Origin of the sequence: Sphingomonas morindae (assembly GCF_023822065.1) — a bacterium.
Classification (GTDB): domain Bacteria; phylum Pseudomonadota; class Alphaproteobacteria; order Sphingomonadales; family Sphingomonadaceae; genus Solisphingomonas; species Solisphingomonas morindae.
In genome coordinates this window covers 375,856-395,001 of record NZ_CP084930.1, presented here as the reverse complement: position 1 = coordinate 395,001, position 19,146 = coordinate 375,856, and the positions used below count along the sequence as shown (strand labels likewise).

At 71.9% G+C, this 19,146-nt stretch carries 18 protein-coding genes; 13 read left to right on the top strand and 5 right to left on the bottom strand.

All coding sequences use genetic code 11. From position 1 onward, the window contains the following. The first annotated feature begins 56 nt into the window (after positions 1-56). Together LHA26_RS01910 and LHA26_RS01905 are read left to right on the top strand one after the other, a co-directional pair. On the top strand, positions 57-371 hold the full coding sequence (locus LHA26_RS01910; protein WP_252167070.1) for a glycine zipper 2TM domain-containing protein: 315 nt from the start codon (positions 57-59) through the stop codon (positions 369-371). Positions 372-655: 284 nt separating this feature from the next. Then, a complete protein-coding gene (locus LHA26_RS01905; RefSeq protein WP_252167069.1) occupies positions 656-1,693 on the top strand; it encodes an NAD(P)H-dependent flavin oxidoreductase in 1,038 nt (345 codons plus the stop codon). Between the two features lie 98 nt (positions 1,694-1,791). On the opposite strand, the gene LHA26_RS01900 is transcribed toward LHA26_RS01905, so the two are convergent. Beyond that, positions 1,792-3,150 carry an L-serine ammonia-lyase gene (locus LHA26_RS01900; protein ID WP_252167068.1) on the bottom strand — a complete coding sequence of 453 codons (1,359 nt, stop codon included), beginning with the start codon at positions 3,148-3,150 and terminating at the stop codon, positions 1,792-1,794. An 84-nt stretch (positions 3,151-3,234) separates the two neighbouring features. Between LHA26_RS01900 and LHA26_RS01895 the strand changes: the two genes are divergently transcribed. From LHA26_RS01895 to LHA26_RS01875, 5 genes are all read left to right on the top strand, one after another. Beyond that, on the top strand, positions 3,235-5,787 hold the full coding sequence (locus LHA26_RS01895) for a DUF4118 domain-containing protein (RefSeq protein WP_252167067.1): 2,553 nt from the start codon (positions 3,235-3,237) through the stop codon (positions 5,785-5,787). Continuing rightward, positions 5,784-6,698: an ABC transporter ATP-binding protein gene (locus tag LHA26_RS01890; protein ID WP_252167066.1), complete on the top strand. Its 915-nt coding sequence runs from the start codon at positions 5,784-5,786 to the stop codon at positions 6,696-6,698. The genes LHA26_RS01895 and LHA26_RS01890 overlap by 4 nt, the downstream gene beginning before the upstream one ends. After that, the gene (locus LHA26_RS01885) at positions 6,695-7,858 is read left to right on the top strand and encodes an ABC transporter permease (RefSeq protein ID WP_252167065.1); all 1,164 of its coding nucleotides are present in this window, start codon (positions 6,695-6,697) and stop codon (positions 7,856-7,858) included. Before LHA26_RS01890 ends, LHA26_RS01885 begins: the two co-directional genes overlap by 4 nt. A 63-nt stretch (positions 7,859-7,921) precedes the next feature. Further along, positions 7,922-8,242 (top strand): PilZ domain-containing protein, encoded by a 321-nt coding sequence (locus LHA26_RS01880; RefSeq protein WP_252167064.1) that lies wholly within the window; start codon positions 7,922-7,924, stop codon positions 8,240-8,242. A gap of 31 nt (positions 8,243-8,273) precedes the next feature. Then, positions 8,274-9,554 carry a dipeptidase gene (locus tag LHA26_RS01875; RefSeq protein ID WP_252167063.1) on the top strand — a complete coding sequence of 427 codons (1,281 nt, stop codon included), beginning with the start codon at positions 8,274-8,276 and terminating at the stop codon, positions 9,552-9,554. A gap of 46 nt (positions 9,555-9,600) precedes the next feature. Here LHA26_RS01875 and LHA26_RS01870 read toward each other — a convergent pair whose 3' ends face one another. Then, a complete protein-coding gene (locus LHA26_RS01870) occupies positions 9,601-9,906 on the bottom strand; it encodes a hypothetical protein (RefSeq protein WP_252167062.1) in 306 nt (101 codons plus the stop codon). 207 nt (positions 9,907-10,113) lie between these two features. Between LHA26_RS01870 and LHA26_RS01865 the strand changes: the two genes are divergently transcribed. The 5 genes from LHA26_RS01865 (at position 10,114) to LHA26_RS01845 (ending at position 15,534) form a co-directional block, all read left to right on the top strand. Then, positions 10,114-10,824, top strand: a complete 711-nt coding sequence (locus LHA26_RS01865; RefSeq protein ID WP_252167061.1) for a response regulator transcription factor — start codon at positions 10,114-10,116, stop codon at positions 10,822-10,824. After that, entirely contained in the window at positions 10,821-12,134 is a 1,314-nt protein-coding gene (locus LHA26_RS01860) for an ATP-binding protein (RefSeq protein ID WP_252167060.1), read from the top strand. Before LHA26_RS01865 ends, LHA26_RS01860 begins: the two co-directional genes overlap by 4 nt. A gap of 130 nt (positions 12,135-12,264) precedes the next feature. Further along, positions 12,265-12,966, top strand: coding sequence for a carbonic anhydrase (locus LHA26_RS01855; protein ID WP_252167059.1), 702 nt, complete (start codon positions 12,265-12,267; stop codon positions 12,964-12,966). After that, a complete protein-coding gene (locus LHA26_RS01850; protein ID WP_252167058.1) occupies positions 12,966-14,492 on the top strand; it encodes a SulP family inorganic anion transporter in 1,527 nt (508 codons plus the stop codon). Before LHA26_RS01855 ends, LHA26_RS01850 begins: the two co-directional genes overlap by 1 nt. A 184-nt stretch (positions 14,493-14,676) precedes the next feature. After that, positions 14,677-15,534: a TorF family putative porin gene (locus tag LHA26_RS01845; RefSeq protein WP_252167057.1), complete on the top strand. Its 858-nt coding sequence runs from the start codon at positions 14,677-14,679 to the stop codon at positions 15,532-15,534. A 216-nt stretch (positions 15,535-15,750) separates the two neighbouring features. Here the strand turns inward: LHA26_RS01845 and gshB are convergent, their stop codons facing one another. The 3 genes from gshB to rsmI all read right to left on the bottom strand — a co-directional run bounded on the left by gshB (position 15,751) and on the right by rsmI (position 17,954). Then, positions 15,751-16,692: a glutathione synthase gene (gene gshB / locus LHA26_RS01840; protein ID WP_252167056.1), complete on the bottom strand. Its 942-nt coding sequence runs from the start codon at positions 16,690-16,692 to the stop codon at positions 15,751-15,753. Positions 16,693-16,767: 75 nt separating this feature from the next. After that, positions 16,768-17,118: a YraN family protein gene (locus LHA26_RS01835; protein WP_252167055.1), complete on the bottom strand. Its 351-nt coding sequence runs from the start codon at positions 17,116-17,118 to the stop codon at positions 16,768-16,770. Then, positions 17,115-17,954, bottom strand: coding sequence for a 16S rRNA (cytidine(1402)-2'-O)-methyltransferase (gene rsmI, locus LHA26_RS01830; RefSeq protein WP_252167054.1), 840 nt, complete (start codon positions 17,952-17,954; stop codon positions 17,115-17,117). Before rsmI ends, LHA26_RS01835 begins: the two co-directional genes overlap by 4 nt. Before the next feature lie 50 nt (positions 17,955-18,004). On the opposite strand from rsmI, the gene LHA26_RS01825 reads away from it, so the two are divergent. Next, positions 18,005-19,141, top strand: a complete 1,137-nt coding sequence (locus LHA26_RS01825; protein ID WP_252167053.1) for a penicillin-binding protein activator — start codon at positions 18,005-18,007, stop codon at positions 19,139-19,141. The last annotated feature ends 5 nt before the right edge of the window (positions 19,142-19,146 follow it).

Here is a 19,146-nt window from a genome sequence, read left to right as displayed (position 1 = left end):
AGCTTCCAGCGCCCGTCCGTTACAAGCCTTAGCATCATTACTTGGGAGGTTATGCCATGAAGACCCGTCTTGCTTTCGCCGCCGCGCTGGCCGCCACCGTCGCCACCCCGATCGTCGCGGTCGCCCCCGCCGATGCCCGCTATCATGGCGACCGCTACTATCATGGCAGCGACCGTCATTATCGCTACCACTGCAAGCGCAGCAGCGGCACCACCGGCGGCATCCTCGGCGCGGTCGGCGGCGGCCTGATCGGCAACGCGCTCGGTGGCGGCACGATCGGCACGCTGGCCGGCGCGGGCGGCGGCGCGCTGCTCGGCCGTCACCTCGACAAGAAGCACGACGCCGCGCAGAACCGCCGCAACGGCTGCTGACGCGCGCGCCGGGGCCGTGGCGGCACGCCCCGCCACGGCCCCGGCCGCCGGATGGACGAGGACGGGTCCGCCTCGTCGATCCCGCGCAAGGCCGTGCCGAAGCGGGAACGGGGGCGATCGGCGCCCGGCGGCGGGACACGCCGGCGCCGCGCCTTTGTCACGCGACGTATAGTCGGTGAGGCCGCCATGCCATCTTAGCCGAATCCTTTGGTCCGCCGTTGGAAGCCCGGCGCGACCGCCTGCGTCCGATTGCGGACAGGAGGCGTCCGGCCCATATCCGGGCCATGACGTCTCTCCAGCAGCTCGGCGTGACCATTCCGATCGTGCAGGCGCCCATGGCCGGCGTCTCGACGCCCGACATGGCGGCGGCGGTCTCCAACGCCGGTGCGCTCGGATCGATCGCGGTCGGCGCGACCGATGTCGCGGGGGCACGGGCGATGATCGAGGCGACCCGCGCGCGGACGGATCGCGCCTTTAACGTCAATCTTTTCGTCCACAAAGCACCCCGGCCCGATGCGGAACGGGAGGGGCGGTGGATCGAAGCGCTTCGACCGCTCTTCTCGGGCTATGGAACGGAGCCGCCCTCGGCGCTGAGGACCATTTATACGAGCTTCGCCGATGACGAGGCGATGCTCGAGATGCTTCTCGCCACGGCGCCGCCCGTGGTCAGCTTCCACTTCGGGGTGCCCTCCACGGATCGTATCGCCGCGCTCAAGTCCGTCGGGTGCCTGCTGCTCGCCACGGCGACCAGTCTGGCCGAGGCGCAGCAGGCCGCGGCGGCCGGGATCGACATGATCGTGGCGCAAGGATGGGAAGCGGGCGGACATCGCGGCGTTTTCGATCCGGCCGCTCGCGATGATCAGCTCGGCACCGTCGCGCTCACGCGGTTGCTCGTCAGAAATGGGGATCTGCCCGTGATCGCCGCCGGCGGCCTGATGGACCGGGCCGGCATCAGGGCCGTCCTCGCGCTCGGGGCGGTGGCGGCACAGCTCGGCACGGCCTTCATCGCATGCCCCGAGAGCGCCGCCGACGCGGCCTATCGCGCCGCCTTGGCGAGCGACGCCGCGCTTCATACGGTCATGACCCGCGCGATTTCGGGCCGTCCCGCGCGCTGTCTCGCGAACCGCTTCACGCACTGGGGCGCCGACACTGAGTGCGAGCCGCCGGACTATCCGATCGCGTATGACGCGGGCAAGGCATTGAACGCGGCGGCCAAGGCTGCGGGCGAAGCCGGTTTCGGCGCGCACTGGGCCGGGCAGGGCGCGCGGCTACACCAGGCCCTGCCGGCAGGCCAGCTGATCGAGCTGCTCTGGCGGGACTAGCGGCACTCGGCCACAGGATGGTGCGCGTCAGCCTTGCGCCCTAGGCTGACCAAGACGAACGCGAGCGACAGCGAAGAGAGGGCGCCGCCCGCCGCGGCTCAGCACTCCACGACATTCACGGCGAGGCCGCCAAGGCTGGTTTCCTTATACTGGCTCTTCATGTCCTCGCCCGTCTGGCGCATCGTCTCGATCACCGCGTCGAGGCTCACGACGTGGCGCCCATCGCCGTGGAGCGCGAGATAGGCGGCGTTGATCGCCTTGATCGCGCCCATCGTGTTGCGTTCGATGCAGGGAATCTGCACCAGGCCGCCAATGGGATCGCAGGTCAGGCCGAGATTATGCTCCATGCCGATCTCGGCGGCATTCTCGACCTGGGCGTTGCTGGCGCCGAGCGCCGCCGCCAGCCCCGCCGCCGCCATCGAGCAGGCGACGCCGACCTCGCCCTGGCAGCCCATTTCCGCCGCCGAGATCGAGGCGCGGGTCTTGTAGAGGAAGCCGATCGCCGCCGCCGCATAGAGCAAAGTGCGCGCGCCCTCGCGCGTCGCGCCATGGACGAAGCTTTCGTAATAGCGGAGCACCGCCGGGATCACCCCGGCCGCGCCGTTGGTCGGCGCGGTGACGACGCGGCCGCCCGCGGCATTCTCCTCGTTCACCGCCAGCGCCCACAGGCTCACCCATTCGAACACCGCCGAGGGATCGGTGCGCGGGCCGCGCGCCAGCAGGCGCTCGCGCATCGCGCGGGCGCGGCGCTGCACCCGCAGCCCGCCCGGCAGCTCGCCGTGTGCGTCGCAGCCGCGATCGATCGCCGCCATCATCGCCGCCCTAACCTGATCGAGAAACCCGTCCGTCTCGGCGGGTTCGCGCCAGGCCGCCTCGTTGGCGCGCACGCAATCGGCGATGCTGAGATCATGCGCGGCGCAGGTGGCGAGCAGTTCGGCGCCGGAGCCGAAGGGATGGCGCGGCACCGCGTTGACGCGCGGCGGCGCCTCGCCCTCGCGGCGGATCGCACCGCCGCCGATCGAGAAATAGGTGCGCTCCAGCCGCGCGCCATCGGCCAGCTCCGCCTGGAAGACGAGGCCGTTCGGATGGCCCGGCAGGAAGCTCGGATCGAGCACCAGATCGCGCGCCGGATCGAAGCCGATCGGCGCGCCGCCGGCCAGCGCCAGGCGCTTCTCGCTGCGGATCGCGGCGATCCGCGCGGGCGCGGCGGCCGGATCGACCGCCTCCGGCGTCTCGCCCGCGAGGCCGAGCAGCACCGCGCCGTCGCTGCCATGGCCGAGCCCGGTGAGCGCGAGCGAGCCGTGCAGCGTGCAGACCAGCCGCACCACCGGCGCGCGCCCGGGCTCGGTGATCCACGCCGCGAAATTCTGCGCCGCGCGCATCGGCCCCACGGTGTGCGAACTCGATGGACCGATGCCGATGGTGAAGAGATCGCGGACGCTGAGCGCTGGAGTCATGGCGGCGCTATGCCCTGAAAGGGGGCAAGAAGCGAGCGCGCGCGGACATGGCGTCGGGCGACGCAAGTGACTAAGAGAGGGGCGATGTCCGATGCCGAAGCCGAACCGAGCCACCGCCCGCGCGGTCGGCTGAAGATTTTCCTCGGCGCCGCCCCCGGCGTCGGCAAGACCTATGCGATGCTCGCCGACGCGATCGAGCGGCAGGCCGGGGGCGAGGATGTGCTCGTCGCCCGCGCCGAGAGCCATGGCCGGCCCGAGATCGAGGCGCTGCTCGCGACGCTGGGGGCGGGGCCCGATGCGGCCGGGGCGGGAAGGCCGGCCGGTCTCGATCTGGATGGCCTGCTCGCGCGCGGGGCGGAGCTGGTCCTGGTCGACGATCTCGCCGCCGCCAATGGCGCGGGCGCGCGACATCCGCGCCGCTGGCAGGATGTGGAGGAGCTTCTCGCCGCCGGCAGCGATGTCCACGCCACGCTCGGCATCGGCGCGATCGAGAGCCTGAGCGACGTGGTCGCGGGCATCACGCGCGTGCCCGCCGGCGAAACCGTGCCCGACGGCGTGTTCGACAGCGCCGAGATCGCGCTCGTCGATCTCGCGCCGGACATGCTGGTGCGGCGGCTGGAGCGCGGCCAGGTGCGCGTGCCCGACGCGGTGAGCCGTTCGCTCTCCCATTATTTCTCGCGCCCGACCTTGTCCGCGCTGCGCGAGCTGACCCTGCGCCGCGCCGCGCTGTCGGTCGACCGGCGGATGGTCGCGGAGCTGGACGCCGCCCATCTGCCCGCCACCGTCACCGGCGGCGAGCGCGTGCTGGTGGCGGTGAGCGAATGGCCGGGCAGCGACGGGCTGGTGCGCGCGGGCAAGCGTCTGTCGGATGCGCTGCGCGCGCCCTGGGCTGCGATCTACATCGAAACGCCGCGCGCCGAGCGGCTGGGCGAGACGCAGAAGCGCCGCGTCGCCGATACGCTTCAGCTCGCCGCCACGCTGGGCGCGACGATCGCCACCGTGCCCGCCGAGACGGTGGTCGACGGGCTGATCGGCCAGGTGGAGAGCCTGCGCGTCACCCAGCTGGTGATCGGCAAATCGCGCCGCAGCTGGTGGTTCACGCTGCGTCATGGCTCGGTCGTGGACGCCATGATGAAGACGAGCGACACGCTGGCGGTGCATGTGCTGCCCGCCTTCGGCGCCCGCAGACAGGCGCAGCGCGCGCCCGAGCCCGTGGCGCGGCCGCAGCGCGCCTCGGCCTGGGGGCGCGCCAGCGATTATGGCGCGATCGTCGGGCTGATCGGGGTCACCACGCTGCTCGGCCGGCTGGCCGAGCCGATGATCGGGCTCAACGCGATCGACCTCGTCTATCTGCTGCCGGTGATCCTCGCCTCCACCCTGTTCGGCCTGCGGCCGGCGCTGGCGACGGGGCTGCTCGCGGCGATCGTCTATAATTTCTTCTTCCTCGGGCCGCGCTACAGTTTCGCCGTGCGCGATCCCCAGGCGGTGATCGCGCTGGGCGTGCTGCTCGGCGTCGCGGGCTTCACCAGCCGGCTCACCGGCCGGCTCAAGGTGCGCGCCACGCTCGGCCAGCGATCCGCCCAGGAGAATGCGGCGGTCGCGGCCTTCGCGCAGGCGCTGGCGCGGGTGTCCGATCGCGCCAGCACCGCGATCGTGATCTGCGACGAGGTGGCGCGGCTTCTGGACGTGGACGCCATGCTGCTGGCCGAGCGCAAGGGCCGGCTGGCCATGGTGGCCTCGCGCCCGGATGGCATGCTGCTCGATCCGGTCGATGCCGCCGCCGCCGAATGGGCCTGGACCAAGGGCGAGCAGGCCGGCGCGGGCACGGCCACGCTCAACGCCGCCGACTGGCTGTTCGTCCCGCTCAAAACCTCGCTCGGCACGCTCGCCGTGCTCGGCGTGGCGCGCGAGAACGGCCGCGATCCGGTGCCGGCGGATCGCGCCGTGCTGATGTCGGCGCTGGTCGGCCAGGCCGCGCTGGCGCATGAGCGGCTGCATCTCGAGGATGATATGCGGCAGGTCTCGGTGCTCAAGGCGCGCGATCGGCTGCGCATGTCGCTGCTCGCCTCCTTCGCGCGCGATCTCGGGCCGCCGCTCGGCCGGATGGCGGCGGCGCTGGGCGAGGCGGCGCTCGACAATCCGCAGAGCAGCGCGCTCAGCGGCGCGCGCCGCGAGGCGGACCGCATCCAGCGCGTGCTCGCCGACCTCGCCGAGATGGTGCGTATCGATGCCGGCGAACTGGTGCCCGCGCCCGAGCCGCTGGACCTTGCCGACGCGGTGAGCGACGCCGCGCACAGCATCCACGATCTGCTGCGCGACATCGGCATCGATCTGCGCGTCCCCGCCAATCTGCCGCCGGTCCGCGCCGATGCCCGGCTGCTCCACCATGTCCTGGTCAACGCTTTGTCGGAGGCGGTGCCGGACGCGGGCGGCGCGGCCACCATCCTGGTCGAGGGGCGGCGCCTGCCCGATGGCGTGGAGCTGCGGATCGCCGGCGGCGGCGGCGCGCCCGGCGGCGGCGCGCTCGGCCGGGTGCTGGTGGAGGGGTTCGCCGAGTCGCTCGGCATCGGCATCGCGGCGGGCGAGGGGGCGCTGCGGCTTCGCTTCCCACAGGCCATGCTGGACGCCCGCGCGTGACGCCGGCGGTCCTGGCCGAAGGCCTGGTGAAGCGGTTCGACGGGCGTGCGGTGGTGGACGGCATCGACATGGCGGTGCCGGTCGGCGCCATTCATGGCGTGCTCGGCCCCAATGGCGCGGGCAAGACGACGACGCTGCGGATGCTGCTGGGCATTCTCGAGCCCGATCAAGGGCGGCGCGCGCTGTTCGGCGAGACGGCGCCGCTGCGCATCGCCGGGCAGATCGGCTATCTGCCCGAGGAACGCGGCCTCTATCCCGCCATGGCGGCGCGCGACGCGATCGCCTTCATGGGCGCGCTGCGCGGGCTCGGCCAGGCCGAGGCGCGAAGCCGCGCCGAGGTGCTGCTCGCCGAGGCCGGGCTGGCGGAGGCGGCGCGGCGGCCGATCCGCGCCCTGTCCAAGGGTATGGCGCAGACGGTGCAGCTGCTCGGCACGATCGTCCATCGGCCGCGCCTGCTGGTGCTGGACGAGCCTTTCTCCGGGCTCGACGCGCTCAACCAGGAACGGCTGGAAGCCCTGATCCGCGCGCAGGTGGCCGAGGGCGTGACGGTGCTTTTCTCCACCCATGTCATCGCCCATGCCGAGCGGCTGTGCGAGGCGGTGACGATCATCGGCGGCGGCCGCGTGCGCTTCGCGGGCACGGTGGCCGAGGCGCGCGGCGCCTTTCCCGCCCGCGTGCGGCTGGTGACGCGCGCCGCGGACGGGAGCTGGCGCGCGGCGCTGCCGCGTGGGGCGGCGCGCACCGGCGGCGCCTGGCAGTTCGACCTGCCCGAGGGGGGGATCGAGCCGATTCTCGCGGCGCTCATCGCCGGCGGCGCGGGCATCGAGACGCTGTCGATCGAGCCGCCCAGCCTGCACGATGCCTTTGTCGCGCTGGTCGGCACGGGCGCCGCCGCCGGAGCCGCGGCATGAGCCGGGCGTGGCGGCCGATCTGGGTGATCGCCCGGCGCGATTATGGCGCCACCGTCTTTTCGCGCCTGTTCCTGCTGTTCCTCACCGGGCCGCTGCTGCCGCTGCTGTTCGGCCTCGCCATGGCCGGGCTGGGCGGGAGCGATCGCGATGCGCCGCCGCCCGCGCCGCGCGTGATCGTTCCGGCGGCGCGACTGGCGCCGCTTGCCGCCGCCCGCGCGGCCCTGGCGGCGCGGCTGGGCGAGGCGGCGCTGCCGCGTCTGGCGGCGGGCGAGCGGCCGGGCGCGCCGGTGGCGGCCTGGCTCGGCGGCACCGACGCGCGGCCGGTGCTGCGGCTCTCCGCCACCGGCGCGGACGATCTTGCCGATCAGATGGCGCTGATCCTCGGCACCGCGCGCGCCATGCACGGCGGCGGCGGCACGCCGTTCCCGGCGCTGGCCGTCATTCGCCCGGGCCGCGCGCCGCCGCCCGACGCGCCGGCCGACCGCACCGATCTCGCGCGGATCGCGCAGGGCGGCCTCTTCGTCCTCACGCTGATCCTGGCGGGCATGCTGTTGTCCAACATGATCGAGGAGCGATCGAACAAGGTGATCGAGATCCTCGCGGCGGCCGTGCCGGTGGACGCGATCTTCTTTGGCAAGCTCCTGGGCATGCTCGCCATTTCGCTGACCGGCATCGCCGCCTGGGGGGCGCTCGGGCTGGTGGCCGCGCTGCTGCTCGCGCCGGGCGACGTCGCGCATCTCGCCACCCCCGCGCTGGGATGGCCGCTCTTCCTGCTGCTCGCTCTATGCTATTTTTCGACCAGCTATCTGCTGCTCGGCGCGGTGTTCCTCGGCATCGGCGCGCAGGCCAGCTCGCCGCGCGCGGTGCAGACGCTGTCCATGCCGGTGACGATGGTGCAGCTGCTGCTGTTCGCTGCCGCCTCGGCGCGGATCGCGCATCCCGAGCATCCGATCGCGGTGGCGGCGGCGATCTTCCCCTGGACCTCGCCACTCGCCATGCTGGCGCGCGCGGCGCAGCAGCCCGCGCTCTGGCCGCACCTGCTGGCGCTGCCCTGGCAGCTGCTCTGGCTGGCGCTGGCGATCCGGCTGGCGGCGGCGCATTTTCGCCGCAGCGTGCTCAAATCGGCGCCGCCGCCGCGCCGATCGCGTCCCGCGCATTAACCCCGAATTGAGGGAATGGGAGTAGAAAACTACCCGTTACACCAAATGGATCTGGGTTCACTTATGATGGACATGCGGGCCGAGTTGCGCATCGGCGTTGACGATCAGCGGGGCGATGCGCGGCACGAGACGGAATTGGCGGGCGGCGTCCGGCGCAGCGGCAGCATGCGCGTGCCCGGCGTGGTGCGCGATATTTCCTGCTCCGGCTTCCGCATCGAATCCGAAGAGAAGCTGCCCACCGACGCGGTGGTGTGGCTCAAGATCGGCACGCTCGAGCCGCTGATGGCGCGCGTGGTGTGGAGCGATCGCCTGCTGGCGGGCTGCCGCTTCGCCGCGCCGCTGCATCCCTTGATCCTCGAGCGGCTGCTGCACGACGCCGGTTGACGACATCGGCCGGCGCCGGCCAGATCGGCGCATGATGCTGCCGATCCTCGCTTTGCTCGCCGCCGCCGCGCCGGTGGCGACGCCCGCCGCCGCCGCCGATCCGATCGCCCGGCGGGTGGCGCATCTGCTGGCGGCGACGCCCGTGATCGACGGGCATAACGATCTCCCCTGGGAAATCCGCGCGCGCTACGGGCGCGATCTCGCGCGGATCGATCTTGGCCGCGACACGGCGTCCTTGCCGCACGCCGCCGATGCCGTGCCGCTGATGACGGACATTCCCCGGCTCCGCGCCGGCCATGTCGGCGCGCAATTCTGGTCCGCCTATGTGCCGGCGACGCTGAGCGGCGCGGAGGCGGTGCGGACGACGATCGAGCAGATCGACCTCATCCACCGCATGGTCGCCGCCTATCCGCGCGACTTCGCCGAGGCGCGCACGGCCGAGGATATCGAGCGGATCGAGCGCTCGGGCCGGATCGCCGCGCTGATCGGCGTGGAAGGCGGCCACCAGATCGACATGTCCTTCGCCGTGCTCCGCGCCTATCGCGCGCTCGGCGTCAGCTATCTCACGCTGACCCACAGCCGGAACACCGAGTTCGCGGACAGCGCCACCGATGCCCCGCGCGCCCATGGCCTCACCCCCTTCGGCGTCGCGCTGGTCGCCGAGATGAACCGTATCGGGATGCTGGTGGATCTCAGCCATGTCTCGCCCGACACCATGCGCGCCGCGCTGGCCGCCAGCGCCGCGCCGGTGATCTTCTCGCACAGCGGCGCGCGGGCGCTGGACGATCATCCCCGCGACGTGCCCGATGATGTGCTGGCGCTGCTGCGCGCGCAGGGCGGCGTGGTGATGATCAATTTCTACCCGCCCTTCGTGTCCGAGGCGCGGTTCGGCTGGAATGCCGATCAGGCCGCCGAGCGCGCGCGCGCGGCGGCGCGCTTCGTCGGCCAGCCCAAGCGTGCCGCCGCCGCGCTGGCCGCCTGGGAGGCGGCGCATCCGCGCCCCGCCGTCACCGTGGCGATGGTGGCCGATCATGTCGAGCATGTCGCGCGGCTGTGCGGCCATGGCTGTGTGGGGATCGGCTCGGATTTCGACGGGATCGAAGAGGTGCCCGACGGGCTGCGCGACGTGTCCGCCTATCCCGCGCTGTTCGCCGAGCTGGCGCGGCGGGGCTGGTCCGATGCGGATCTCCGCGCGCTGGCCGGCGGCAATATCCTGCGCGTGCTGCGCGCGGCGGCGGCGGTGTCGGCGCGGCTGCAAAAGGAACGGCCGCCGGGCAGCGCCGATCTGGCGCGCCCGGCGGCCGGCCAGTGAGCCTCCGCGACTGGGGGGAACAGCGGAGGCGCTGGTCGCGCGCGGCTTATTCGGCGGCGGCGAGGGCGGCCGGCTGCGCCTCTACGGTATCGCACGCGGCCGATTGGCGGACGCCGAAGACGGGCAGCTTGCCGCCCGGCTGGCTGTGCATGGGCGTGCCGCAAGCGGCCGGCGCCGCGACGCGCGGGCGATAGGCCTTGTGCGGGCTGCGCCCGGCGGTGGCGCCGTTTTCCTCGTGCGTGGCGAGCACGTGACGGGCGGTCGTGGCGGTGGTGGCGGCGCCGGCGGGGGCGGCGAAGGCGGGCAGCGCGGCCACGGCCAGCGCGGCGGCGATCAGCGGGCGGATGCGCATCCTCATCTCCTCTGGCCGGGGCGGACCGTCCGGCCCGGCTTTCTGGATGGTCCATGTGCCGCACCGGCTTTGCCACGGCTTGGCGCCGCTGTAAGAAAGCGTGTCCGGCAGGCGGGCGGCGCTGGCCAGCCGTGCCCGCGCGCCTAACTAGGGCCGACGCCCGCAAGGAGATTGGAGCCCGATGATCTGCCCCCGCGAGACCCGCCGATGACCGCGCCCGTGATCGTGCTGGTCGAGGATGATCCCGCGCTGCGGACGCTGACCACCCGGGCCCTGCAGGAAAATGGCTATGTGGTGCGGCCCGCCTCGGCCGCGCCCGAAATGTGGCTCGCCTTCGATGCCGGACCGGTCGATCTGGTGCTGCTGGACATCATGCTGCCGGGCACCAGCGGCATCGATCTGTGCCGCGCCATCCGCCAGAAGAGCGAGGTGCCGATCATCTTCATCAGCGCCAAGGGCAGCGAGATGGATCGCGTCGTCGGGCTGGAGCTTGGCGCCGACGATTATCTCGCCAAGCCGTTCGGCACGCGCGAGCTGATCGCGCGGGTGCGGGCGGTGCTGCGGCGCGGCGGCATGGAGCGCCAGCACAGCGAGCGGGGCGAGGGCGTCGCCAGCTTCGATGGCTGGACGCTCAGCTTCCCCCGGCGCGAGCTGACCTCCGCCTCGGGCGCGGTGGTGGATCTCACCGGCGCCGAGTTCGATCTGCTCGCCAGCCTCGTCGATCATCCCCAGCGGGTGATCGCGCGCGAGCGGCTGATTGAGCTTTCGCGCACCCGCATGGGCGACAGTTCGGATCGCTCGGTGGATGTGCTGATCAGCCGGCTGCGCCGCAAATTGTCCAGCGCGGGCAAGGATGCGCCGATCATCACCGTGCGCGGCGTCGGCTATATGCTCAACGTGCCCGTCGAACGGCGGTGAGGCGGCCGCTGGTCCGGTCGGTCGGCCTGCTCGGACGGCTGTTCGCCATCCTCTTCTGCACCGTGGTCGTCCAGTTCGCGGTCAGCACGCTGCTCTACGAGCAATCGAGCCGCTATCTGGTGCGCGAGGACGAGGCGCGCCGGCTGGCCGAGCATCTCGTCATCGCCACCAAGCTGATCTCCGAACAGAAGCCGCCCGAGCGGCCACGCATGGCCGAGCGGCTGACGACCGGGCGCTACCGGATCGGCTGGGCGCCCGCGCCGCCGCCGCGGCCGCCGGGCGCGGAGCTGGAGGATCTGCGCGATCAGGTGATCGGCTGGGAACCGAGCCTGGCGGGGCGCGAGATGCGGCTGGGGCTGGCCCCCGGCCATCATGGCGGCATTGGCGGCGTGCTGCGGCTGGAGGATGGCAGCTGGCTGCGCTTCGCGGCGGCCGGGCCGGTGGCGCTGTGGGAGGTGGTGGGCCGGCGCATCCTGATCGCGCTCTTCCCCGCCGCCATCCTCGCGCTGATCGGCGCCGCCCTGTTCCGCCGGACGCTGCGGCCGATCGGCACGCTGGCCCGCGCCGCCGATCGCGTCGGCCATGGCGGGCTGGTGCGCGTGCCCGAAAGCGGCCCCGGCGAGGTGCGCCGCCTGATCCGCGCCTTCAACACGATGCAGGAACGCATCCGCCGGCTCATCAAGGACCGCACCGAGGCGCTGGCGGCGGTGGGCCATGATCTGCGCACGCCGCTCGCCCGGCTGCGGCTGCGCAGCGACACCATCCCCGACCCCGCCGCGCGCCGCGCGATCCTCGAGGATGTCGAGGAGATGGGCGAGATGCTGTCCTCGCTGCTCGCCTATCTCGGCGGCGACAGCGATCCCGAGAAGCCGGTGCGTACCGATGTCGCGGTGCTCGCCGCGACCCTGGTCGATTCGGTGCAGGATCGCGGCCTCGAGGGCCGCTACGAGGGGCCGGACCATTGCGAGTGGCTGGTGCGCCCGCTGGGGCTGAAGCGCGCGCTCGGCAATCTGGTGGAGAATGCGCTCCATTATGGGGGCGCCGCCAATGTCACGCTGATCCCGCGGGACGATGGGCTTGAGATCGCGGTGGAGGATGAGGGCCCCGGCATTCCGGAGGATCGCATCGCCGCCGCGCTCCAGCCCTTCGCCCGGCTCGATCCCGCGCGCGGCCGCAACACCAGCGGGCTCGGATTGGGGCTGGCGATCGTGCAGCGCGCGATGGAGCGCGAGGGCGGCGCGCTGCGGCTCGCCAACCGCGCCGAGGGCGGGCTGCGCGCGGCCCTGTGGCTCCCCCGACCGGCCGCCTGACCCCGACAGGGGCCGGCAACATTTCCTCACGTCCTCGCCGTTCGCCGGCAAGGCGCGCGCGCCATCTTCAAGCACGGACCGGAGCGCGCGCGCCGATGGCGCGCGGCGCTTCTGACGAGAGGAGTTTCCGATGAACGAGCTGATCGGGCGAGTGTATAATTTCGAGAAGCATGTCTTCCCGAACCAGTCGGAGCTGTTCGGCAAGCTGGTGCGCGATGGCCAGGCGCCCAAGGCGCTGATGATCTCCTGCGCCGATAGCCGGATCGTGCCCGAGCAGATCCTGCAGGCCGAGCCGGGCGATCTGTTCGTCTGCCGCAATGCCGGCAATATCGTGCCGCCGTTCAGCGAGCAGAATGGCGGCGTCACCTCCACCGTGGAGTTCGCGGTGATGGTGCTGGGCGTGCGCGACATCATCGTCTGCGGCCATTCCGATTGCGGCGCGATGAAAGGGCTGGCGGGCGATCCCGCCAAGCTCGGCCGCATGCCCAATGTCGCGGCTTGGCTGCGCCATGGCACCGCCGCGCGCGACGTGGTGGACAGCAGCTATGAAGGGCTCGACGAGGGCGAGCGCGTGCACGCGATCAGTCTGGAGAATGTGGTGGCCCAGCTCGCCCATCTCCGCACCCATCCGTCGGTGGCGGCGGGCATCGCGCGGGGCGAGATCTCGCTCCATGGCTGGTTCGTCGATATCCATCAGGGCCAGGTGCTGGGTCTGGACGGCGAGACGGGGCGGTTCGTGCCGCTGCGGTCCGATCGGCCGCTGCCGGTGGCGCTGCCCGCCGCCGCGCGCCGCGCCGCCTCGTTCGAACCGCTGGTCGAGGCCGCCGAATAATGGCTTTTGCCCCCCAGGCCCGGTCGGCGGGCGGCGGCGGCGCGCTGCGCGATGTCACCGCCTCCATCGTCGTCTTCCTCGTCGCCATGCCTCTGTGCATGGGGATCGCCGTGGCCTCGGGGGTGGCCCCCGAACAGGGGCTGATCACCGGCGTGACCGGCGGCATCGTGGTCGGCGCGCTGGCCGGCTCGCCGCTGCAGGTGAGCGGGCCGGCGGCCGGACTCGCCGTGATCGTGTTCGAGCTCGTCCAGTCCAAGGGCCTGTCGGCGCTCGGCCCGATCCTGGTGGCGGCGGGCATCATCCAGTTCGTGGCGGGCGTCGCGCGGCTGGGCAATTGGTTTCGCGCCATCTCGCCGGCGGTGGTGCACGGCATGCTCGCGGGGATCGGCGTGCTGATCGTGGTCGGCCAATTCCACGTCCTGTTCGATGCCAAGCCGCGACCGAGCGGGCTCGAAAATCTCTGGGGCATGCCTGGCCGGCTGATGGGGCTGAGCGGCACCGTCGGCAGCGCCGAAATGGCCTTCGCGATCGGTCTGGTGACGATCGGCGCCATGCTCGGCTGGGAGAAGCTCCGACCGGCGGCGCTGCGGCTGGTGCCGGGCGCGCTGGTCGGCGTCGTCACCGCGACGCTCGTCGCCTGGGCGCTGGCCCTGCCGGTGTCGCGCGTGGTGGTGCCCGCCAACATCTTCGCGGGCGTGAAGGCGCCGGGGCCGGAGATGCTGGCCGCGCTCGCCACCCCCTCGATCCTCGCCACGGCGCTCGCCATTGCCTTCATCGCTTCGGCCGAGACCTTGCTCTCGGCGGCGGCGGTGGACCGCATGCATGATGGCGTCCGCACCGACTATAACAAGGAATTGCGCGCGCAGGGCGTGGGCAATCTGCTGTGCGGCATGGCCGGCGCGCTACCCATGACGGGGGTGATCGTGCGCTCCTCGGCCAATGTCCAGGCGGGCGCGGTATCGCGCCGCTCCTCGATCCTGCACGGCGTGTGGATCCTGGGCTTCGTCGCGCTGCTGCCCTGGCTGCTGCGCGAGATCCCGATGGCGGCTTTGGGCGGCATTCTCGTCGTCACCGGGGTGCGGCTGGTCAGCGTGTCCCATGTCCGCCACCTGTTCAGCCATTACGGGCTCTTGCCCGCGCTGATCTGGGCGGCGACCCTTGCCACGGTGGTGGCCGCCGATCTGCTCACGGGCGTGCTGGTGGGGCTCGGCCTGTCGCTGCTGGAACTGGTGCCCTGGGTGCGCCGCCTCGCGCTGCGGGTGGATACGAGCCATCACGACGCGCACAGCGAGATCGCGCTGCACGGCGCGGCGACCTTCGTCACCCTGCCGCGCCTGACCTCGGCGCTGGAGCGCGCGCCGGCCGACAAGCCGCTGCGGCTGGACATGAGCCGGCTCGATTATGTCGATCACACCGTGTCCGAGATGCTGCACGACTGGCTGGAGCGCCGCCGCGCCGCCGGCCATCGCATCGATGTGGATGGCGCGACCAGCGGCAGCGCGCGCCGTTTCGCCACCGCGAAATGAGCGGGGCGGCGCCCGCCGCCCTATCGCGCCGACGCCGGCAAAACTTCCTTACAGAGCCGCACGCAGGCAGACCAAGAACGCCGCCTACATTATTCCCGTCCCGGTGATCGCCGCCCCGCCCGCATGGGTGAGAGGCGGCGGCGGCCGGCCGCAGGAGGAATATCCGATCCTAAGGGGGTATTCCATGATTGCTCGTGCCCGTCTTCACCTGTGCCTCGCGTCCGTGCTGTCGATCCTTTCCGGCGCGGCGGCGCACGCGCAGGCGGCGCCCAAGGCCTTCACGCTTTCGGGCTCGGCGGCGCTCACCACGGACTATCGCTTCCGCGGCGTCTCCCAGTCCGATGGCGATCCCGCGATCCAGGGCGGCATCACCCTGTCGCACCAGAGCGGCGTCTATGCGGGCTTCTGGGGCTCCAATCTCGCCGGTTGGGGCACATTTGGCGGGCCCAATCTCGAACTGGATCTGGTCGGCGGCTTCAAGAAGACGCTGGGCAGCGCCACGGTCGATCTCGGCCTGACCTGGTACACCTATCCCGGCGGCGCGGATAAGACCGATTTCGCCGAGCCTTATGTGAAGCTTTCCGGCACGCGCGGGCCGCTGACCTTGCTCGCCGGCATCGCCTATGCGCCGCCGCAACAGGCGCTCGGCCGCTGGTACGAAACCGGCGCCGACGCCGAAGCCGGCGAATATACCAAGCCGGGCGACAAGGAGGACAATCTCTATCTCTGGGGCGACGCGGCGCTGGCCGTGCCCGGCACGCGGTTGACCGGCAAGGCGCATCTCGGCCGGTCCAAGGGCAATAAGGGGCTCGGCCCCAACGGCACCAGCGTCACCCCCACCGGCGAATATTGGGATTGGCTGATCGGGGTGGATTATGCCGTGTACGGCCCGGTGACGCTGAGCCTCGCTTATATCGACACCGATATCAGCGATCGCGACCGGGCCTATCTGCTGCCGAATTTCGCGGTGCAGAATGGCGGGGACAAAGGCAAGACGATCGCCGGCTCCAAGATCGTCTTCACCGTCGGCGCCAGCTTCTGATCCCGCGGCGGCGCGTAACCGGCGCGCAACGGATACCAGCTAGGCATTCGAGCATCGCAAGGGGGGACAAGGCGATGCTCAATCTGATTCGGAATAGCTGGCGGCGGCTCATGCTGATCCACGCGATCATGCGCACGCTCGGCGCGCGCGCCTGAGCCCGGCGCGCCGGCGGGTGCTTGGCCGACCCGCCGCGCCTCGGCATGTTTCGTCAGACCGTCAGAGCCGCTTTTCGATCGCGTCCCAGATGCGCGCGGCGGTATCGGTGCCGTTGAAGGCGTCGATCGCCACGATTCCTGTGGGCGAGGTGACGTTGATCTCCGTGAGATAGCCGGCGATCACATCAATGCCGACGAAGATCAGCCCGCGCCGCGACAATTCCGGCCCGAGCCGGGCGCAGATCGCATGCTCGCGCTCGGTCAGCTCGGTCTTGGCACCGCTGCCGCCCACCGCCAGGTTGGACCGGATCTCGCCCTTTTTGGGCAGCCGGTTGACGGCGCCGATCGGCTCGCCGTCGACGAGCACGATCCGCTTGTCGCCCTTCGCCACGTCGGGAAGAAAGGCCTGGACCATGAAGGGCTCGCGCCACACCTGCCCGAACAATTCGGTGAGCGCCGCGAGATTGGCGTCATTGTGGCCGACATGGAAGACGGCGGTGCCGGCATTGCCGTAGAGCGGCTTCACCACCACCTCGCCATGCTCGGCATGGAAGGCGCGCGCCTCCTCAAGCGAGCGGGTCACCAGCGTCGGCGGCATGAACTCGGCATAATCGAGCACGAACAGCTTTTCCGGCGCGTTGCGCACGGCGGCGGGATCGTTGACGACCAGCGTCTCGCCCTGGATCCGCTCCAGCAAATGGGTGGCGGTGATATAGGCGAGATCGAAGGGCGGATCCTGCCGCATCAGCACGACATCCACATCGCGGCCGAGATCGAGCCGGACCGGATCGCCGAACTGGAAATGATCGCCCGCGACGCGCTGGACAGTGACGGGATGGGCCGGCGCGGTGACGCGGCCGTCGCGATAGCTGAGATCGCCCGCCTGATAGTGGAAGAGGCGGTGGCCGCGCGCCTGGGCGGCGAGCATCAGCGCGAAGCTGCTGTCGCCCGCGATCTTGATCGACTCCATCGGATCCATTTGGAACGCGATCGTGCGCGGCATCGTCTCATCTCCTTGCTGCGCCGCCGCTCTAGGCGCTCGAAGGCGATCGGGGAAGCGGGGGTGGCGCGGCCGCGCTCAGCCCTGCCAGACATGTTCGAGATGGCGCGGCGGCAGATCCGGTGCGATCAAAATGGCGTCGATGCGGATATCGTCGCCCGGCGCGGCGAAACGCGGGATCAGCAGCTCCGCCGCCGCCGCGACGCGCGACAGCCGGCGCGCGTCCAGCGCGAGATCGAGCGCGCGGCGGCTGGACCGCGCCTTCACCTCGACAAAGGCGACAAGGCCGGGGCGGCGCGCCACCAGATCGACCTCGCCGCAGGGCGTGCGGACGCGCTGCGCCAGTATCTCCCAGCCCTTGTCGCGCAGCAGCGCGGCGGCCAGCGCCTCGGCGTCGCGGCCGGCGGCCTCGGCGGCGCGGCGGTTCACGGCGCGTCGCGGATGGCGAGCGCGCGGGCATAGAGATCGGCGCGCGGTACGCCGGTGGCGCGGGCGACCTCGCCCGCCGCCTTGGCCGCCGGCATCCGGGCGAGCGCGGCGCGGAGCATCGCCTCGACATCGTCGGGATCGGCGGCCGGCGCCTCGCCCGGCGGCCCGACCACGATCACGATCTCGCCCTTGGGCGGTGCGTCGGCGTAGCGCGCGGCGAGCGCGTCGAGCGTGCCGGTCACGCATTGCTCGAAGGCCTTGCTGATCTCGCGCGCCACCGCCGCCTCGCGCGGGCCGAGCCCGGCGGCGAGCGCGGCCAGCGTCGCGCCGAGCCGCGGGCCGCTTTCGTAGAGGATCAGGCTGGCGCGGATCGCCGCCACCTCGGCGATGGCATCGCCGCGCGCCTTGTCCTTGGCGGGAAGGAAGCCGAGAAAGAGGAAGCGATCGCTCGGCAGGCCTGCCAGGGTGAGCGCGGCGATGGCGGCGCAGGGGCCGGGCAGGGTGACGATGGCATGGCCCGCCGCGCGCGCATCGCGCACCAGCTTGAAGCCAGGATCGGAGATCATCGGCGTTCCCGCGTCCGAGACGAGCGCGATCGCCTCGCCTCCCAGCCGCGCGACCAGCCCCGGCCTGACGCGATCGGCATTGTGATCGTGATAGGGGATCATCGGCCGCTCGGCCCCGATATGGCGGAGCAGCTTGGCGGTGACGCGCGTATCCTCGGCGGCGATCAGATCGGCGCGGGCGAGAATATCCGCCGCGCGTGGCGATAGATCGCCAAGATTGCCGATTGGGGTCGCGACGATGTAGAGCCCCGGCGGGAGTGGATCGACCATAAGGGATCGTCATGGCAGAGAGTAGGCGTGCGTCGCAACACGGGACGGCGATGAGCCGGCGGATCGCGGCCCTTGGGCTGGCGGCGCTGCTCGCGGGCTGTTCCACGCTGGTGCCGCGCACCGCCGGCCCGGCCAGCGCGCCGCCGCCGCCGCCGCGCCCGTCCGCCGGCACGCTGCCGGCCGAGCCGCAGCCGCGCGATCGGGTCGCGGTGCTGGTGCCGATGACGGGCCCCAATGCGGCGGTCGGCCAGTCGATCGCCAATGCCGCGACCATGGCGCTGCTCGACAGCGGCGGCACCCAGCTGCGCATCACCAGCTATGATACGGCGGGCGGCGCGGCGGCGGCGGCGGCGCGCGCGCTGGCGGACGGCAACGGCCTGATCCTGGGGCCGCTCCTGGCCGAAGATGTGCGCCAGGTGCAGCCGGTGGCCGCCGCCGCCCATGTGCCGGTGCTGGCCTTTTCCAACGATATCGATGTCGCGGGCCATGGCGTGTATCTGCTGGGCTATACGCCCGGCCAGTCGATCGAGCGGGTGGTCGGCTATGCCGCGCAGCGCGGGCTGAAGCGGATCGCCGCGCTCACGCCGGCGGGGCTGTACGGGCGCCGCGCCTCCAACGCGCTGCTGCGCGCGGCCGAGCAGGCGGGCTCCACCGTCGTCTCGATGCAGAGCTATGATCGCAGCGCCGCCAGCCTTGCCGCCGCGGTCAAGAAGCTCGGGCCGGCCAGCGGCTATGATGCGGTGCTGATCGCCGACAGCGGGCGGATCGCGCTGGTCGCCGCGCCGCTGATCCGGCGCGCGGGCGCCACCGCGCGGCTGCTCGGCACCGAATTGTGGAACACGGAGCCGCAGCTCGCCGCGGCGCGGCCGATGGCGGGCGCCTGGTATGCCGCCGTGTCCGATCGCCTCTACGCGCAATTCGCCACCAAATATCGCGCGCGCTTCGGCAAGGGGCCGTACCGGCTCGCCTCGCTCGGCTATGATGCGGTGCTGCTGGCGATCCGCATGGCCGGCGAGTGGAAGCCCGGCACGCCCTTCCCCGAGCGCCGGCTCACCGATTCGGGCGGCTTCGCCGGCATCGACGGCGCCTTCCGCTTCAAGGACAACATCGCCGAGCGCGCGCTGGACGTGAAGCAGATCGGGCAGGGCGGGGTGACGATCGTCTCGCCGGCGGCGACGGGCTTCTGAGCGCC

Excerpts from the sequence above, each read along its gene's own strand:
- LHA26_RS01845 (WP_252167057.1), top strand. The coding sequence starts at position 14,677 with ATGATTGCTCGTGCCCGTCTTCACCTGTGCCTCGCGTCCGTGCTGTCG.
- LHA26_RS01875 (WP_252167063.1), top strand. The coding sequence starts at position 8,274 with ATGATGCTGCCGATCCTCGCTTTGCTCGCCGCCGCCGCGCCGGTGGCG.
- LHA26_RS01900 (WP_252167068.1), bottom strand. The coding sequence starts at position 3,150 with ATGACTCCAGCGCTCAGCGTCCGCGATCTCTTCACCATCGGCATCGGT.
- LHA26_RS01850 (WP_252167058.1), top strand. The coding sequence starts at position 12,966 with ATGGCTTTTGCCCCCCAGGCCCGGTCGGCGGGCGGCGGCGGCGCGCTG.
- LHA26_RS01865 (WP_252167061.1), top strand. The coding sequence starts at position 10,114 with ATGACCGCGCCCGTGATCGTGCTGGTCGAGGATGATCCCGCGCTGCGG.
- LHA26_RS01905 (WP_252167069.1), top strand. The coding sequence starts at position 656 with ATGACGTCTCTCCAGCAGCTCGGCGTGACCATTCCGATCGTGCAGGCG.
- LHA26_RS01885 (WP_252167065.1), top strand. The coding sequence starts at position 6,695 with ATGAGCCGGGCGTGGCGGCCGATCTGGGTGATCGCCCGGCGCGATTAT.
- LHA26_RS01870 (WP_252167062.1), bottom strand. The coding sequence starts at position 9,906 with ATGCGCATCCGCCCGCTGATCGCCGCCGCGCTGGCCGTGGCCGCGCTG.
- LHA26_RS01880 (WP_252167064.1), top strand. The coding sequence starts at position 7,922 with ATGATGGACATGCGGGCCGAGTTGCGCATCGGCGTTGACGATCAGCGG.
- LHA26_RS01895 (WP_252167067.1), top strand. The coding sequence starts at position 3,235 with ATGTCCGATGCCGAAGCCGAACCGAGCCACCGCCCGCGCGGTCGGCTG.
- rsmI (WP_252167054.1), bottom strand. The coding sequence starts at position 17,954 with ATGGTCGATCCACTCCCGCCGGGGCTCTACATCGTCGCGACCCCAATC.
- gshB (WP_252167056.1), bottom strand. The coding sequence starts at position 16,692 with ATGCCGCGCACGATCGCGTTCCAAATGGATCCGATGGAGTCGATCAAG.
- LHA26_RS01825 (WP_252167053.1), top strand. The coding sequence starts at position 18,005 with ATGAGCCGGCGGATCGCGGCCCTTGGGCTGGCGGCGCTGCTCGCGGGC.
- LHA26_RS01855 (WP_252167059.1), top strand. The coding sequence starts at position 12,265 with ATGAACGAGCTGATCGGGCGAGTGTATAATTTCGAGAAGCATGTCTTC.
- LHA26_RS01910 (WP_252167070.1), top strand. The coding sequence starts at position 57 with ATGAAGACCCGTCTTGCTTTCGCCGCCGCGCTGGCCGCCACCGTCGCC.